This is a genomic window from Pimelobacter simplex, assembly GCF_024662235.1.
GTDB lineage: Bacteria > Actinomycetota > Actinomycetes > Propionibacteriales > Nocardioidaceae > Nocardioides.
Window position 1 is genome coordinate 5,882,567 of record NZ_CP096276.1, and the last position, 15,820, is coordinate 5,898,386.

13 protein-coding genes are annotated in these 15,820 nt (G+C 72.1%); 6 read left to right on the top strand and 7 right to left on the bottom strand.

The genetic code is table 11. From position 1 onward, the window contains the following. Positions 1-36: 36 nt before the first annotated feature. The gene (locus M0M48_RS28830) at positions 37-987 is read right to left on the bottom strand and encodes a patatin-like phospholipase family protein (RefSeq protein ID WP_257753766.1); all 951 of its coding nucleotides are present in this window, start codon (positions 985-987) and stop codon (positions 37-39) included. A 61-nt stretch (positions 988-1,048) separates the two neighbouring features. On the opposite strand from M0M48_RS28830, the gene M0M48_RS28835 reads away from it, so the two are divergent. Beyond that, complete coding sequence (locus M0M48_RS28835) at positions 1,049-2,785, top strand: CocE/NonD family hydrolase (RefSeq protein ID WP_257753767.1); 1,737 nt, start codon at positions 1,049-1,051, stop codon at positions 2,783-2,785. Positions 2,786-2,803: 18 nt separating this feature from the next. Here the strand turns inward: M0M48_RS28835 and M0M48_RS28840 are convergent, their stop codons facing one another. Next, a complete protein-coding gene (locus M0M48_RS28840) occupies positions 2,804-3,340 on the bottom strand; it encodes an rRNA adenine N-6-methyltransferase family protein (protein ID WP_374586988.1) in 537 nt (178 codons plus the stop codon). Positions 3,341-3,673: 333 nt separating this feature from the next. On the opposite strand from M0M48_RS28840, the gene M0M48_RS28845 reads away from it, so the two are divergent. The 3 genes from M0M48_RS28845 to M0M48_RS28855 are packed head-to-tail and all read left to right on the top strand — an operon-like array spanning position 3,674 to position 7,997. After that, entirely contained in the window at positions 3,674-4,288 is a 615-nt protein-coding gene (locus M0M48_RS28845) for a TetR/AcrR family transcriptional regulator (protein ID WP_257753769.1), read from the top strand. Further along, on the top strand, positions 4,288-6,027 hold the full coding sequence (locus tag M0M48_RS28850; RefSeq protein ID WP_257753770.1) for an ABC transporter ATP-binding protein: 1,740 nt from the start codon (positions 4,288-4,290) through the stop codon (positions 6,025-6,027). Before M0M48_RS28845 ends, M0M48_RS28850 begins: the two co-directional genes overlap by 1 nt. Further along, positions 6,024-7,997 carry an ABC transporter ATP-binding protein gene (locus M0M48_RS28855; protein WP_308220353.1) on the top strand — a complete coding sequence of 658 codons (1,974 nt, stop codon included), beginning with the start codon at positions 6,024-6,026 and terminating at the stop codon, positions 7,995-7,997. Before M0M48_RS28850 ends, M0M48_RS28855 begins: the two co-directional genes overlap by 4 nt. Positions 7,998-8,053: 56 nt before the next feature. Here the strand turns inward: M0M48_RS28855 and M0M48_RS28860 are convergent, their stop codons facing one another. Genes M0M48_RS28860 through M0M48_RS28870 form a run of 3 tightly spaced genes read right to left on the bottom strand, consistent with a single transcriptional unit; the run spans position 8,054 to position 10,733 of the window. Then, positions 8,054-8,734 (bottom strand): methionine ABC transporter permease, encoded by a 681-nt coding sequence (locus M0M48_RS28860; protein ID WP_257753771.1) that lies wholly within the window; start codon positions 8,732-8,734, stop codon positions 8,054-8,056. Next, complete coding sequence (locus M0M48_RS28865) at positions 8,734-9,768, bottom strand: methionine ABC transporter ATP-binding protein (protein ID WP_257753772.1); 1,035 nt, start codon at positions 9,766-9,768, stop codon at positions 8,734-8,736. Before M0M48_RS28865 ends, M0M48_RS28860 begins: the two co-directional genes overlap by 1 nt. Next, entirely contained in the window at positions 9,765-10,733 is a 969-nt protein-coding gene (locus M0M48_RS28870) for a MetQ/NlpA family ABC transporter substrate-binding protein (RefSeq protein ID WP_215813439.1), read from the bottom strand. The genes M0M48_RS28865 and M0M48_RS28870 overlap by 4 nt, the downstream gene beginning before the upstream one ends. A 448-nt stretch (positions 10,734-11,181) precedes the next feature. Here M0M48_RS28870 and M0M48_RS28875 point away from each other — a divergent pair, with 448 nt between their 5' ends. Together M0M48_RS28875 and M0M48_RS28880 are read left to right on the top strand one after the other, a co-directional pair. After that, the gene (locus M0M48_RS28875; RefSeq protein ID WP_257753773.1) at positions 11,182-12,888 is read left to right on the top strand and encodes an MDR family MFS transporter; all 1,707 of its coding nucleotides are present in this window, start codon (positions 11,182-11,184) and stop codon (positions 12,886-12,888) included. Continuing rightward, positions 12,888-13,352 carry a MarR family winged helix-turn-helix transcriptional regulator gene (locus M0M48_RS28880; protein WP_215813438.1) on the top strand — a complete coding sequence of 155 codons (465 nt, stop codon included), beginning with the start codon at positions 12,888-12,890 and terminating at the stop codon, positions 13,350-13,352. The genes M0M48_RS28875 and M0M48_RS28880 overlap by 1 nt, the downstream gene beginning before the upstream one ends. Here M0M48_RS28880 and M0M48_RS28885 read toward each other — a convergent pair. Both M0M48_RS28885 and M0M48_RS28890 read right to left on the bottom strand, forming a co-directional pair. Further along, positions 13,349-15,028 (bottom strand): glycoside hydrolase family 13 protein, encoded by a 1,680-nt coding sequence (locus M0M48_RS28885; protein WP_257753774.1) that lies wholly within the window; start codon positions 15,026-15,028, stop codon positions 13,349-13,351. The two genes, M0M48_RS28880 and M0M48_RS28885, sit on opposite strands and share 4 nt — an antisense overlap. Further along, positions 15,025-15,753 (bottom strand): hypothetical protein, encoded by a 729-nt coding sequence (locus tag M0M48_RS28890; protein WP_257753775.1) that lies wholly within the window; start codon positions 15,751-15,753, stop codon positions 15,025-15,027. Before M0M48_RS28890 ends, M0M48_RS28885 begins: the two co-directional genes overlap by 4 nt. Between the last annotated feature and the right edge of the window lie 67 nt (positions 15,754-15,820).

Here is a 15,820-nt window from a genome sequence, read left to right on the forward strand (position 1 = left end):
TCCTTCGTCGTGGTCCGACGAGGATAGACGGGCCGCTCAGCGTCCGGCGGTGTCGAGGGCGGCCGCGGTCAGCGTCCGGCCGAGGTCGACGAGCTCCTCGGCGCGGTGGAAGTCGAGCGTGCGGGCGGCGCCGAGGGGGACCGTGACCAGCACGTCCGGGGGCAGCGCCGCCAGGCGGTAGCGGGTGATCAGGCTCTGCATCGCGTCGAAGGAGAGGGCGACCACCTCCGACGTACGGACGTCGGGGCGGGCGGGGGACTCGGCCGGGGACTCGGCGGGCGCCTCCGGGCTGCCGATCGGGACGACGTCCGCGAGCTGGTCGGGCTCGGCGCCGAGGTCGCCGCGGCGGAACCGGCGGCGGAGCTCGGTGGCCCACTCGGTCGCCCACTCCGCCGTACGGACGGAGAAGCCGCGGGCCGGCGAGGACGGCTCGTGCGGCTCGCGGGGGCCTTGGAGCGAGACGGCGACGGTGAAGTCGGCAGCCGAGGCGGCGGTCGGGTCGAGGGGGAGCGGGTTGAGCAGCCCGCCGTCGACGAGCACCCGCCCGTCGACCACGGCCGGCGTGAACAGGCCGGGGATCGCGATGGACGCCCGGATCGCCGGGATGAGCGGTCCGCGCTGGAACCACACCTCGCGGCGCGCGGCGAGGTCGGTCGCGACCGCGGTGAACGGGATCGCCAGGTCCTCGATGAGCAGGTCGCCGACGATCTCGTCGAGCGCCGACATCAGCCGCTCGGCGGTCGCCGCGCCGCCGCCGGACCAGGTCGGGTCGGCGAGGCGGACCACGCGGCGCTGGGTGAGCGTCGAGGCCCACGTCGCGAACTCCTCGTCCTTGCCGGCCGCGACGAGGCCGCCGACGAGCGCGCCCATCGACGTACCGGAGACGGCGACGATCTCGTGGCCGCGCTCGCGCAGCTCCTGGACCGCGCCGAGATGGGCATAGCCACGGGCGCCGCCCGAGCCGAGGACCAGTGCGACGCGTGCCATGCAGCCCATTCTCCGCACAGGGGGTGACATAGCCCAGGCGCGGCGGTGTCGTTGTGCTCACATGGGACGGCTGCGCGCGCTCACCTGGGTCTCCACGCTCGTCGGGTGTCTGGTGGTCGGAGGTGCGGCGGTGCCCTCGTCGGCGGCGCCCCCGTCGGCGGCACCTGCCCCGGGCGTGGTCACGGTCGACCAGCGGTTCACCGCCTCCGACGGCGTGTCCCTGCAGACGACGCTCACCAGTACCGGGCCGGTGACGGCCAAGCCGACGGTGGTCGAGTTCTCCCCCTACGGCGACGGGAGCGCGACGCTCCAGGTCGGGCCCGACTACAACTACCTCCTCGTCCAGATCCGCGGCACCGGCGACAGCGACGGCGCGTTCGACGCCCTGGGCCCGACGAGCCAGCGCGACGTCGTCGAGGTGCTGCAGTGGGCGTGCACGCAGCCGTTCAGCGACGGGCGGCTCGCGCTCAACGGGTTCTCGGCGAGCGCGATCGTGCTCTACAACTCCTGGCACCAGGAGCTGCCCTGCGTGAAGGCGGCGATCCTCAAGTCCGGCACGCACGAGCTCTACCGCGACCTGCTCGTGCCCGGCGGCATCCTCAACCTCGTCCCCGGAGCGGGCGTCATCGCCATGATCGGCGCGCCCGCGCTGCTCCAGGGCGCCGACCGCCTGCAGCGCTCGCCCGGCTCGGTCCCCGACGTGCTCGGCGGCCTGTTCTCGAGCGGGTTCGGCGTCCTGCTGCACCCGACGCTCGACCAGTGGTGGCGCGAGCGCGGCTGGCGCGGGGACGCCAACGACATCCCGGTGCTGATGATCAACGGCTTCTACGACGTCGAGTCGCGCGGCGCCTTCCAGGCCTACCAGGCGCTGCGTGCCGACGGTGCCCACCTGGTGATGGAGGGCGGCCACGACGGCGTCCCCGTCGGCAGCGACGGCGGCCGGGGCGAGGCCGCCGCCTGGCTCGACCACTACGTGCGCGGCGTCGACAACGGGATCGAGAGCACGCCGCGGGTGAGCCTGCTGCTGGCGAAGGGCTCGCGCGCGTCGTACCTGGCGGGGGAGCACGTGCGCCGCGAGGCCGCCGACTGGCCCGTCCCCGGCACGCAGTGGACGACGCTGGCGCTCGCGCCGGGCCGCTCACTCGTCACCGGGACCCCCGCGGCGACCGGGCTGGCGTCGTACCTGACGGTGCCTTCGCTGCCCACCGCGTCCGACGTACCCAATGCGGCGATCATCGAGGCCGGCGGCGCCAGCGCCCTCACCGGCGCCCTCCCGCTCCTCGCCGACAGCCGGCTCGCGGCGCTCGACGGCCTGACCGGGGTGAGCTTCACGACCAAGGCGCTCGGCGCCGACGTCGACCTCGCCGGACCCGTCGCGCTCGACCTCTCCCTCGCGACGACCACCCCCGGCACCGGCATCTGGGCGGTGCTCTCCGACGTCGCCCCCGACGGCTCGTCCCACCCACTCACCGTCGGCCGGCTCTCGACCAGCTATCCCGCGATCGACCCGGCCAAGTCGCTCGTCGTCGACGGCGAGGTCGTCCAGCCGTACGGCGACTACACCCACCCCGCGCCCGCCCGCACCGGTCAGTTCCGGCGCTACCAGGTGGAGCTGTGGCCGGTCGGCAACCGGTTCCGCGCGGGGCACCGGATCCGGATCCAGCTCGTCGGCTCCTCGGTCGCCTCGCTGCTCGCGCTGCCGGGGCTGCACACCGTGCGGCTCGGGGGCGCGGAGGGCGCGGTGCTGCGGGTGCCGGTGCTGCCCGGGAGCGACCTGGGTGCGGCGCTGGCGCCCTGAGGCCGCCCTCACCGGCCCTCACCGGCGCTCGATCCGGAACTTCACCGAGTCGACCTTCGGCGGCACCCGGAACGCCGCACGCGGCAGCGACCCGGTCACGGCGAGCCGGTAGCGCCGCCCGTGCCGGGCGGACGGCGGTCGCTCGACGAGCCGCCGCGCGGCCCCGCCCTGCAGTACCAGGTCCGCCCGCACCAGCCGGTCGCTGCCGAGCAGCAGCCGGACCAGCGCGGTCGTCGCGGCGTACGGCGGGTTGGCGACGACCCGGAACGGCTGCTGGGGGAGGCGCAGCTCGCGCAGGTCGCACCGGACGACGCGGAGCCCGCGGTCGCCGTACCGGGTGCGGAGGGCGGTGGCCCGCCCCTCGTGCAGCTCGACCGCGATCACCCGCGCCCCGCTCGCCAGCAGCGGACCGGTCAGCGCGCCGTCCCCGGCGCCGATGTCGAGCACCAGCTCGCCCGGCCCCACCTCCGCGGCCGCGACCAACCGCCGCGCGGCCTCAGGCCGAAGCGGATGCCACCCCCACGCCCGCCGCGACCCCTGCCCGGACCCGGCCACGACGCACCATCACGAAGAAGCTGTTCATGATCCGCGACCCTAGGCACCCCGCACCCACCCCGCACCCCCTTTTCCCCGAGGGCGCAGGGTTCCCCCGCCGAAGTAGCAAGGTTCCGCCCTCGAAGTAGCAGGGTTTCTCCGCCGAAGTCGCAGGCTTCCGGCGGCCAGGTCGCAGGTTTCTGGGGGCGACATCGCGGCGCGCCCTCGGGGGCGGAAACCTGCTACTTCGAGGGCGGAACCTTGCTACTTCGGCGGCTGGAACCTGCGCCCTCGGCGGGGTGGGGTGAGGAAAATGGGTTGTGAGTGAGTGCTCACTCATTCATGCTGGCCGACATGCCACCCCGCGCTGCGCCCTTGTCGCCCGAGGAGCGCCGGGAGGCGCTCATGGCGGCGACGCTGCCGCTGCTCTACGACCACGGCCGGGGTGTCACGACTCGGCTGATCGCGGAGGCGGCGGGGGTGGCGGAGGGGACGATCTTCCGGGTGTTCGCGTCCAAGGACGAGCTCATCGACGCGACGGTCCGCAAGGCGTTCGAACCGGGGCAGATGCAGCGGGACCTGGCCGAGATCCCGGACGACGCCACGCTGCACGAGCGGGCGCTCGCGCTGGTGCGGATCATGCAGCGGCGGTTCGCGAAGTCGTTCCTGCTCCTCCAGCGGCTGGGCATGAACGGGCCGCCGGAGCCGCCGGACCAGAAGGGGGAGTGGCTGCGCCGGGTGCAGCAGACGACCGACGCGATGGTCGAGCTGATCAGCCCGTTCCAGGCCGAGCTCGCCCAGCCGGCCGCGCTCGTCGTCCGCAGCCTGCGGCTGCTGACGTTCTCGGGCACCCACCCCAAGTTCACCGGCGGTGACCTGCTCACCGCCGACCAGATCGTCGACCTGGTCCTGTACGGCGCCGTACGCCGGACGCCCGCCTCCGCCGAGGCTCTCGAGGAGACCCACTGATGCTGACCCGACTCCTGCGCACGTACCTCCAGCCCTACCGCGGCTGGCTGACCGCGATCGTGCTGCTGCAGTTCACCTCGACGGTGGCGATGCTCTACCTGCCGAGCCTCAACGCCGACATCATCGACAAGGGCGTCGCCCGCGGCGACACCGGCTACATCATCGAGATCGGCGCGATCATGCTGGGTGTCGCGCTCGTCCAGGCCGCCTGCTCGATGAGCTCGGCATGGTTCGGCGGGCAGGCGGCGATGGCGTTCGGTCGCGATCTGCGCAAGGCCGTGTTCGGCCGGATCGGGCGGTTCTCGGCGCGCGAGGTCTCCGACTTCGGCGCCCCGTCGCTCATCACCCGCGCGACGAACGACGTCCAGCAGGTGCAGATGCTGGCGATGATGACCTGCCTCATGGCGGTCACGATCCCGATCATGATGGTCGGCGGCGTGATCATGGCGATGCGCGAGGACTTCGGTCTCTCGTGGCTCGTCGTGGCCGTCGTACCGGTGCTCTTCGTGTGCATCGGCCTCGTCGTGTCCCGCATGGTGCCGGCGTTCCGCCAGGTCCAGGAGCGCCTGGACGACGTCAACCGGGTCCTGCGCGAGCAGATCACCGGCATCCGCGTGGTGCGCGCGTTCGTCCGCGAGCCGCACGAGACCCGCCGGTTCGACAAGGCGAACGACGACCTGACCGCCGTCTCCCTGCGCGCGGGCCGCTGGATGGCGCTGATGTTCCCGCTCGTCATGGCCGTCTCGAACGTCGCCAGCGTCGGCGTGATCTGGTTCGGCGGCCACCGCGTCGAGGCCGACCAGATGGACGTCGGCGCGCTGACCGCGTTCCTCGCCTACCTCATGCAGATCCTGATGTCGGTGATGATGGGCACCTTCATGCTGATGATGGTGCCGCGCGCCGCCGTCAGCGCCGACCGGATCACGGCGGTCCTCGACACCGAGACGAGCGTCGTCCCGGCGGCGCACCCGGTCACCGAGGTCGCCCTGTCCGGCCACCTCGACCTCGAGGGCGTCGGCCTGACCTACCCGGGCGCCGAGGCGCCGGTGCTGCGCGACGTCAGCTTCACGGCCCGCCCGGGGCAGACGGTCGCGGTGATCGGCTCGACCGGCGCCGGCAAGACGACGCTGGTGAACCTCGTCCCGCGGCTGCTCGACGCGACCGCGGGCACGGTCCGCGTCGACGGTGTCGACGTCCGCGAGCTCGACCCCGAGCTGCTGTGGTCCAAGATCGGCCTGGTCCCGCAGCGCGCGTTCCTGTTCACCGGGACGGTCGCCTCGAACCTGCGCTACGGCAATCCCGACGCCACCGACGAGGAGCTCTGGGCCGCGCTCGAGATCGCCCAAGCGGCCGACTTCGTCCGGGCCATGCCCGAGCAGCTCGACACCCCCGTCGCCCAAGGCGGTACGACGGTCTCCGGGGGCCAGCGCCAACGCCTGGCCATCGCCCGCGCCCTCGTACGACGACCCGAGATCTTCCTCTTCGACGACGCCTTCTCGGCGCTCGACGTCGCCACCGACGCCCGCCTCCGCGCGGCGTTGCGGCCGGTGACGGTCGAGTCGACGGTCGTCATCGTCGCCCAGCGGATCGCGACGATCCGCGACGCCGACCAGATCCTCGTCCTCGAGGACGGCGAGGTGGTCGGCCAGGGCACCCACGAGGAGCTGCTCGAGTACAACCCGACGTACCAGGAGATCGCGGCCTCACAGGGCATCAAGGGAGAGGAGGTCCCGGCATGAGCGAGTCCAAGAACGGCACCATGAAGCAGACCGAGCGGATCGTCCAGTCCGGCGGCCCCGGCCGCGGCCCGATGGGCGGCATGGTCGGCCAGAAGGCGGACGACTTCGGCACCTCGGCCAAGCGGTTGCTGGCGCTGCTGCGCCCCGCGCGCGGCAAGGCGGTCGCCGTCCTGCTGCTGGGCCTGGGCAGCGTCGCATCCGTCGTGGTCGGCCCGTACCTGCTGGGCAAGGCCACCGACGCCGTGTTCACCGGCCTGATCGGGCGCAAGCTCGAGGGCCACACCCAGGCGGACGCCGTCGCGCAGGCCGAGGCCAGCGGCAACAGCGGGTACGCCGACTTCCTGCGCGGCCTCAAGGACGTCGTGCCCGGGCAGGGGATCGACTTCGACAAGGTCGGCCACCTGCTCCTCATCACCCTCCTCGTGTACGTCGGCGGCCAGGTGCTCGGTTGGCTCCAGGGCTACCTCGTCAACGACGTCGTCCAGGCCACCGTGCGGCAGATGCGCACCGACGTCGAGGAGAAGGTCCACCGGCTCCCGCTGGCGTACTTCGACAAGCAGCCGCGCGGCGAGCTGCTCAGCCGGGTCACCAACGACATCGACAACGTCGCGCAGAACCTCCAGCAGACGATGAGCCAGCTCCTCACGTCGCTGCTCATGGTGATCGGCGTGCTCGGGATGATGTTCTGGGTCTCGCCGCTGCTCGCGCTGATCGCGCTCGTGTCGGTGCCGCTGGCGATGTTCACCACCGGCCGGATCATGAAGCGCTCGCAGAGCCAGTTCATCAACCAGTGGCGCCAGACCGGCCGGCTCAACGCACAGGTCGAGGAGTCCATCTCCGGGCACGCGCTGGTGACGGTCTTCGGCCGGCGCAAGGCGGTCGAGGCGGAGTTCGACGCGGCCAACGAGGAGCTCTACCAGTCGTCGTTCCGCGCGCAGTTCATCAGCGGCCTGGTGATGCCGATGATGATGCTCATCGGCAACCTCAACTACGTCGTCATCGCGGTCGTCGGCGGCCTGCGCGTCGCCTCCGGATCGCTGACGCTCGGCGAGGTGCAGGCGTTCATCCAGTACTCACGGATGTTCACGCAGCCGATCACCCAGATCGCGTCGATGGCCAACCTGCTCCAGTCCGGCGTCGCCTCGGCCGAGCGCGTCTTCGAGCTGCTCGACGCCGAGGAGGAGGTCGACCCCTCCGCCCTGTCCGACGAGCCGACCCGCTCCGGTACGACGCGCGGCGAGGTCGCCTTCGAGCACGTCGACTTCTCCTACGACCCCGACGAGCCGCTCATCGAGGACCTCTCGCTGGTCGCCCACCCGGGCCAGATGGTCGCCATCGTCGGCCCCACCGGCGCCGGCAAGACCACGCTGGTCAACCTGATCATGCGGTTCTACGAGCTCGACGGCGGCCGGATCACCCTCGACGGGGTGGACGTGACGCAGATGTCGCGGGCCGAGCTGCGCAGCCGGATCGGCATGGTGCTCCAGGACACCTGGATCTTCGAGGGGACCATCCGCGACAACATCGCGTACGGCCGGCCGGACGCGACCGACGAGGAGATCCGCGAGGCCGCGCGGGCGACGTACGTCGACCGGTTCGTGCACTCGCTGCCCGAGGGCTACGACACCAAGGTCGACGACGAGGGCTCGAACCTGTCGGCCGGCGAGCGCCAGCTCATCACCATCGCCCGGGCCTTCCTGGCCCAGCCGGCGCTGCTGATCCTCGACGAGGCCACCTCGTCGGTGGACACGCGCACGGAGCTGCTGCTGCAGCAGGCGATGGCGGCGCTGCGCACCGACCGGACGTCGTTCGTGATCGCGCACCGGCTCTCCACGATCCGCGACGCGGACCTGATCCTGGTCATGGAGCACGGGCGGATCGTGGAGCAGGGCTCGCACGCCGAGCTGCTGGAGCGCGACGGTGCGTTCGCCCGGCTGCACGCGGCGCAGTTCGCGGCGGCGGCGGTGTGAGGCGCCCAGAGGAGGGGCTCGGTGGCAGCGCGGTGCGGAGCTTCGCGCACGTCTGATCAGCGCCGCAGCACCCGCCGGGCCAGCACGTTGCCGCCGAGCTGGATGACCGTGACCATCGCGACCAGGACGACGATCGCCGACCACGTGATGACCTGGTCGAACTGCCGGAACCCGAAGCGCTGCGCGAACGACCCGAGGCCGCCGCCTGCGACGACACCGGCGATCGCGGTCATGTCGACGATCGCCACGAACGCGAACGTGAAGCCGAGGATCATCGGCCCCAGGGCCTCCGGCAGGACGACGGTCAGCGCGATCCGGAGCCGGCTCGCGCCCATCGCGCGGGCCGCCTCGATCACGCCGGGGCTGACGGTGACCAGGTTCTGCTCGACGATCCGGCTGACGCCGAAGATCGCCGCGATCGTGATCGCGAACGTCGCGGCCCAGATCCCGATGCCGGTGCCGACCACCTGCCGCGCCACGGGCTGCAGGGCGGCGACGAAGATGACGAACGGGATCGGCCGGAAGAAGTTCACGGCCACGTTGAGCACCACGAACACGAGACGGTTGGCGTACAGCCCGCCCTTGCGGGTGACGAAGAGGCCGAGTCCGAGGCCCAGGCCGAGCAGGCCGCCCAGCACGAGCGCGGTGGTGGCCATGACGAGGGTCTCGCCGGCGGCCTGCCAGAACTCGGGCTGGAGGTCGCCGAGGCGGGTGTCGATGCCGAGGACGGCGGTCATCACGCCACCTCCGTCCACGGTACGGCGGGCGCGAGCTCGGCCAGCGCGGCGTCGACCGCCGCGTCGGCGCCGGTGAGTGCGACCGTCAGGTTGCCGAAGCTGGTGCCCTGGATCTCCTCGATGCCGCCGTGCACCAGCTCGAAGCCGACGTCGTGGCGCAGGAAGGTCGCGAACGCCTCGGACGGGCGGCCGGCGGTGTCGCGGAACGCGAGCCGTACGAAGCGGCCCGGGTGGCGCTCGCGGAGCGCGGCGACGACGTCCGGGTCGGGCACGTCCTCGACGACGGTGCGCACGAAGCGCCGGGTGACGTCGTGCCGGGGCTGGGTGAACACCTCGACGACGGGGCCCTGCTCGACGACCTTGCCGGACTCCATCACCGCGACGCGGTGGGCGATGCGGCGGACGACGTCCATCTCGTGGGTGATGAGCAGGATGGTCACGCCGAGCTCGCGGTTGACCCGCTCGAGCAGGTCGAGCACGTCGCGCGTGGTGTCCGGGTCGAGCGCGCTGGTGGCCTCGTCGGCCAGCAGCAGCGGGGGATTGGTGGCCAGGGCCCGCGCGATGCCCACGCGCTGCTTCTGGCCGCCGGAGAGGTCGCCGACCCGGGCGTGGGCCTTGTCGGCAAGACCGACGAAGTGCAGCAGCTCGGAGATCCGCGCCTGCTGCTCGTCCCGCCCCATCCCGGCGACGGCGAGGGGGAACGCGAGGTTGCCCCACACCGTGCGCGACTCCATCAGGTTGAACTGCTGGAAGACCATGCCGATCCCGCGGCGCAGCTCGCGCAGGCCGCGCTCGGAGAGCGTGGTGACGTCGACACCGTCGACCACCACGCTCCCCGACGTGACCGGCTCCAGCGCGTTGACGAGCCGGACCAGGGTGGACTTCCCGGCGCCGGAGTAGCCGATGATCGCGAAGATCTCGCCCCGCTCCACGGCCAGGTCGACGCCGTCGACCGCCCGGCTCGGAGCATCGCCGCGGCGGGTGCCGGGGAACTCCTTGACCACTCCGCGCAGCTCGACCAGTGGAGCGGTCACTGCTGCTCGCGGATCTGCTTCTCGACGTCGCGCAGGCTCTTCTCGAGGTCGGCCTGGCTGACCTTGACGAACTGCGCCGTGCCGCCGGCCGCCTCGTCGGCGCCGTCGAGCACCGCCTGGGTGTCCTGGTAGACCTGCACGAGCTTCTGCAGCACCGCGTTGTCCTTGTCCTCGGCGCGGACCGCGAAGATGTTGACGTAGGGCACGGCCTTGGGGTCGCTCGGGTCGTCCTGGGCGATGGCGTCGTCGAACTTCAGGCCGGCGTCCTCGACGAAGTCGTTGTTGACGATCGCCGCGGCCACGTCGGGCAGCGAGGTCGGGGTGAGGTCGGCCTGCAGCGCCTTGACCTTGACCCGCGAGGCCGACTCGTCGACGTCGGCGACGGTGGAGAAGATCGAGCCGCCGCCGTCGAGCTTGATCAGGCCGGCCGACTGGAGCACGAGGAGGCCGCGGGCCTGGTTCGAGTCGTCGTCCGGGACGACGACCGTGGAGCCGTCGGGGATGTCGGCCACGTCGTCGTACTTCTGGGAGTAGAGGCCGAGCGGGTAGATCGCGGTCGAGCCGAGCGGCACGAGGTCGTCGTCGTTGGCGACGTTGTACTGCGCGAGGTAGACGATGTGCTGGAACTGGTTGGCGTCCAGCTCGCCCTCGCTGAGCGCGGGGTTCGGCTGCGGGTACTCCGCGAAGTCCTTGATCTCCAGCTCGATGCCGGCGTCCTTCGCGGCGTCCTTGAAGGTCTCCCAGTACGGGTCGCTCGCGCCGACCGTGCCCAGGACGACCTTGACCGGGTCGTCGCTGCTCAGCGCGGTCGTGCCGTCCTTGCCGGTCGCGCGCGGGGCGTCGTCGCCGCCGCGGGTGAGCAGGAAGATCGCCCCGGCGATGAGCGCCAGGACGACCACCCCGACGCCGCCGATCAGCGGCAGGCGGGACTTGGGGGCTTCGATGAGCGGGATCTGGTCGGACATGCTCGCTAAAAGGCAACTAGATCGCTCGACATTCCTGATCGGGGCGTTGGCTGCGTCACAGCGGCGGCCGCCGTCCGGTTCCCGGCGTTAATCCGTTGTGCGCGCTCGGAGCGCGACCTACCGTTGGGGGCACACGGGAAAGGAGGTGGTCCGAAGAATGATTTCTCTCAGGACGCGTGAGGTGGCTGCGCGCTAGCGGCCCCGCAGTTCTACGGCTGCGACGCGAATCTCAACGCAGCCACCCGACCCGCAGGTGAAACCGGGATCGTCCCCCGGCCTGGTCCTCCGACCACACCTGCGGGTCGCTGCATTTTTCGGTGCTCGTCGCCGGGTGCGCGTTCCGTGCGTCACAGAAAGTTGCCGTCGTCAACCAATCCTCATATAGTTGACCGGTCGCAACCAATCTTCGGCTGCACCTGCGCTACGACGAGAAGAGATGACGCACTCGATGACCACCGCTCCTTCGGCCCCTGCCGAACCGGGTCAGATGACCCACCGCGAGATCCTGGAGGCCCTGACCGGGCTCCTGCTCGCGATGTTCGTGGCGATGCTCTCCAGCACAGTGGTGAGCAACGCCCTCCCCGCGATCGTGACCGACCTGCACGGCAGCCAGACCGGCTACACGTGGGTCGTCGTCGCGACGCTCCTGACGATGACCGCGACGACCCCGATCTGGGGCAAGCTCGCGGACCTGTTCAGCAAGAAGCTCCTGGTCCAGGCGGCCCTGGTGATCTTCTCCCTCGGCTCGGTCGTCGCCGCGATCGCGCCCAACATGGGCGTCCTGATCGGGGCGCGCGCCTTCCAGGGCCTCGGCGTCGGTGGTCTGACCGCGCTGGTCCAGGTGGTCATCGCCTCGATGGTCCCGCCGCGTGAGCGCGGCCGCTACAGCGGCTACATCGGCGCGGTGTTCGCCACCGCGACGGTCAGCGGCCCGCTGCTCGGCGGCATCGTCGTGGACAGCCCGCTGGGCTGGCGCGGCTGCTTCATCGTCGGCATCCCGGTCGCCGCCATCGCGTTCGTCGTCCTGCAGAAGACCCTGCACCTGCCGACGATCAAGCGCGAGGTCAAGATCGACTACCTCGGCGCGACCCTCATCATGGGCGGCATCAGCCTGCTCCTCGTCTGGGTCAGCCTGGCCGGCACCAACTTCGACTGGATCTCCGGTACGTCGGCCGGACTCGTCGTCGCCAGCCTGGTCCTCATCGGTGCGGCCCTGTGGGTCGAGGCCCGCGTCGCCGCCGAGCCGGTGATCCCGCTGCGCCTCTTCCGCGACCGCACCACCGCCCTGGCGACCGCCGCGTCGGTGATGATCGGCGTCGCGATGTTCGGCGCGACCGTCTACCTGAGCCAGTACTTCCAGCTCGCCCGCGGCATGAGCCCGACCGAGGCCGGCCTGATGTCGATCGCGATGGTCGGCGGCCTGCTCGTCTCCAGCATCCTCAGCGGCCGGGTGATCACCCGGACCGGCCTGTGGAAGCGGTGGCTGGTCGGCGGCATGGTGCTCGTCATCGCCGGCATCGCGCTGCTCGGCACGATCGACGCGACCACCTCGCTGTGGGTCGTCGGCGCCTGGATGGCGATCACCGGTGTCGGTCTCGGCGCGACCATGCAGAACCTGGTCCTCGCCGTGCAGAACAACACCGCCCCCCAGGACCTCGGTGCGGCCAGCTCGGTCGTCGCGATGTTCCGCTCCATCGGTGGTTCCGCGGGTGTCGCGGCGCTCGGCGCGGTCCTCGCCCACAAGGTCACCGGCGGCGTCAAGGACGGTATCGCCCAGCTCGTCGCCTCCGGCAAGATCTCGCAGGCCCAGCTCGAGCAGATGCAGCACTCCACCGGTGACATCCCCAAGATCTCCGAGCTGCCCCCGGCCATCCGGGCGATCTACGAGGGCTCGTTCGGCGAGGCCGTCGGGCACCTGTTCATGGTCGCGGCGCCGTTCGCCGTGGTCGCCTTCCTCTGCATCCTCTTCATCAAGGAGGTGCCGCTGCGGACCACGATGGGGCCGAGCGTCGCGGAGTCCGAGATCGAGGCCGGCGCGGTCGCCACGGGCAACCCCGCCGACTACCCGGGCTACGAGGTCGAGGGTTCTGCCGACGCCGCCGAGGCCGCCGACATCGAGGCCGGCGAGGCCGACCCGGTCGGGCGGAGCAGGTGATGGACGCCGTCGTCACCTCGCGCACCGAGGCGTTGCGCGAGCTGGAGACCGAGGTCGGCGTGCTGATCCGGCGGATCCGCCGGGTGATCGGCGAGCGGGCCCGGGCCGTGCACCCGGACCTGCTCCCGGCGTCGTACCTGATGCTGAGCTACGTCCGCGACAACGGACCGTTGCGGGCCTCGGCCATGTGCGCGGTCTTCGACATCGACAAGGGCGCGATCAGCCGCCAGGTCCAGCACCTCATCGACCTGGGCCTGGTCGACCGCGAGCCCGATCCCGAGGACGGCCGGGCGACGCTGCTCTCCGCCAGCGAGGACGGCGTACGCCGGCTCGAGGCGGTCGCCGACCAGCGCCGTGAGCAGCTCGACGAGCGGCTCGCCGACTGGCCGGCCGAGGAGCTGCACGCGTTCGCGGGCTCGCTCCGGCGCTACAACGACGCGCTCGGGATGCCGGGGGACCGCTAGCGGATCCAGGCGGCGGTGTCCGGCGGCAGCAGTCCGCCGGCCACCGCCGCGCTGCTGATCAGGACCTCGCCCGGGGGCAGCGGCACGGGAGCGGTGCCCGCGTTGAGCACGACCGTCACCCCCGCCCGCCGTACGACGAGCAGGTCGCCCTCGGCGGACGCCTCGGTCGTCTCGTCCGCCCCGGCGAACACCGCGGCCCGCGCGGCCAGCGCCCGCCGGTAGAACTCCAGCGTCGAGTCCGGGTCGCCGGTCTGGGCGGCCACGGTGAGCGGCGCCCAGTCGTCGGGCTGGGGGATCCACGGCTGGGTGCCGTCCGCGCCCCCGAAACCGTAGGGCGCCCGCGTGCCGGACCAGGGCAGCGGCACCCGGCAGCCGTCCCGTCCGGGCTGCCCGGTGCGAAACCAGGACGGGTCCTGGCGGTCCTCGGGGGCGACGTCGACCTGCTCCAGGCCGAGCTCCTCGCCCTGGTAGAGGTACGCCGAGCCGGGCAGCGCGAGCATGGCCAGCGTCGCCGCCCGGCCCCGGGCCAGCCCGACCGGGCCGCCGCCGTAGCGGGTCGGGTGCCGCTCGACGTCGTGGTTGGACAGCACCCACGTCGGCGCCGACGCGGCCGCACCCACCGCGGCGATGGAGTCGGTGACGACGTCCGCGAACGCCGCGGCGGACCACGGCGTACCGAGCCAGCCGAAGTTGAAGGCCTGGTGGAGCTCGTCGGGACGGATGAACATCGCCATCGACGCGGCGGTCTGGGTCCAGGCCTCGGCGACGGCCATCCGGTCGCCGGGGTAGGAGTCGAGCACCCGGCGCCAGCGCCGGTAGACCTCGTGCACCTCGGGCTGGTCCCACATCGGCTCGTCGTTGAGGACCCGCTCGACCATCGAGTCTGCGGTCTTCTTCGGCTTCTCGGGGCGGACCTGGTCGCGCAGCGTGGCCTCCTTGTAGAGCCCGTGCGCGACGTCGACCCGGAAGCCGTCGACCCCGCGGTCGAGCCAGAACCGGAGGACGTCCTCGAACAGGTCGCCGACCTCGGGGTTGCGCCAGTCGAGGTCGGGCTGGGAGGTGTCGAAGAGGTGCAGATACCACTGCGCCTTCTGGGGCGAGCGCGTCTCCGACGCCGGAGAGGCAGCAAGCTGCCGGGGGTCGCCTCCCGCCGCGCTGCCGCCCGGGCCGTCGGGGACCCGGGTCCAGGCCGGGCCGCCGAAGATCGAGTCCCAGTTGTTGGGCGGCTCGGCGCCGTCGGGTCCGCGGCCCTCGCGGAACAGGTAGCGCGCCCGCTCCGGCGAGCCCGGCGCCGCGGCGAGCGCCGCCTGGAACCACGGGTGCTGGTCGGAGGTGTGGTTGGGGACGAGGTCGACGATCACCCGCAGGTCCAGCTCGTGGGCGCGCGCGAGCAGCGTGTCGACGTCGTCGAGGGTCCCGAACAGGGGGTCGACGTCGGTGTAGTCGGCGACGTCGTACCCGTGGTCCTTCTGGGGGGAGGTGTAGAACGGCGTGATCCAGAGCGCGTCGACGCCCAGGTCGCGCAGGTAGGGCAGCCGCGAGGTGATGCCGGGCAGGTCGCCGACGCCGTCACCGCTGCCGTCGCCGGCCGGGCGGCCGTCGGCGAAGCTGCGGACGTAGACCTGGTAGACGACCGCGTCCCGCCACCACGGGGCCGCCTGGCTCGCCGGGCTCACCGGAACGCCCCCAGGTCGATGGTGATCCACACGTGCTCGGCCGTCGCGACCACCACGTCGCCGGGACCGTAGATCGTCGCCGCGGTGTAGGTACGGCGGCCGTCGATGCCGCGCAGCTCGCCGACCACGACGTAGCGCTCGGAGGTCCGCGGCACGCTGCGCACCTCGGCCGTCATCCGGCCCAGCACCGAGGGCCGCGCCTCCAGGTCGCTGGCCCACCCACCGGGGCAGTCGAGCGCGGCCCACGCGATCGGCACCGCGCTCTCGTACGGCGTCCAGGTCGCCGCGACCCGGCTGTCGTCCGCATCGGTGCGCTCGGTCCCGGCGAGGTGCCCGGCGAAGATCCGCAGCCCGTCGCCGACCCTCCGGTCGGGCCCGCACACGAAGCAGCCCGGGAACAGGTGGGTGCGGTGCCCGATGAAGCGCCCCTCGGCCTCGGCCGCCACGCTCGCCGAGACAGGGGCCACGGGGACCGGCGACGACTCGGCGTACACGGCCTCGGCGACGGTCTGCCCGTCGTGGGTGACCAGGACGCCGGCCGCGGTCGGCTCCACCGGCAGCGGTACGTCGAGCGGCGGCGGCTGGCGCAGGGTCACGGTCACCGCGGTGCCCAGCGCCTGCGCCGGCAGGGTGGCCGCGAGCGCGCCCGCCGTCCAGCCGCCGTTGCCGGAACGGGGCGGTCCGTTGAAGCGGTGCGGAACGATCAGCGGAGGCAGGTGGGTCACGTTCCTAGCCTGCCAAACGCCCGGCAGCGAGGCTCAGGACGCCGGTTTGTGCGCTTGTTGCACCTCA

What these genes read in the sequence shown, in the direction of transcription:
- M0M48_RS28830 (WP_257753766.1), bottom strand. Translation starts at nt 987, where the DNA reads ATGGCACGCGTCGCACTGGTCCTCGGCTCGGGCGGCGCCCGTGGCTAT.
- M0M48_RS28835 (WP_257753767.1), top strand. Translation starts at nt 1,049, where the DNA reads ATGGGACGGCTGCGCGCGCTCACCTGGGTCTCCACGCTCGTCGGGTGT.
- M0M48_RS28845 (WP_257753769.1), top strand. Translation starts at nt 3,674, where the DNA reads ATGCCACCCCGCGCTGCGCCCTTGTCGCCCGAGGAGCGCCGGGAGGCG.
- M0M48_RS28850 (WP_257753770.1), top strand. Translation starts at nt 4,288, where the DNA reads ATGCTGACCCGACTCCTGCGCACGTACCTCCAGCCCTACCGCGGCTGG.
- M0M48_RS28855 (WP_308220353.1), top strand. Translation starts at nt 6,024, where the DNA reads ATGAGCGAGTCCAAGAACGGCACCATGAAGCAGACCGAGCGGATCGTC.
- M0M48_RS28860 (WP_257753771.1), bottom strand. Translation starts at nt 8,734, where the DNA reads ATGACCGCCGTCCTCGGCATCGACACCCGCCTCGGCGACCTCCAGCCC.
- M0M48_RS28870 (WP_215813439.1), bottom strand. Translation starts at nt 10,733, where the DNA reads ATGTCCGACCAGATCCCGCTCATCGAAGCCCCCAAGTCCCGCCTGCCG.
- M0M48_RS28875 (WP_257753773.1), top strand. Translation starts at nt 11,182, where the DNA reads ATGACCACCGCTCCTTCGGCCCCTGCCGAACCGGGTCAGATGACCCAC.
- M0M48_RS28880 (WP_215813438.1), top strand. Translation starts at nt 12,888, where the DNA reads ATGGACGCCGTCGTCACCTCGCGCACCGAGGCGTTGCGCGAGCTGGAG.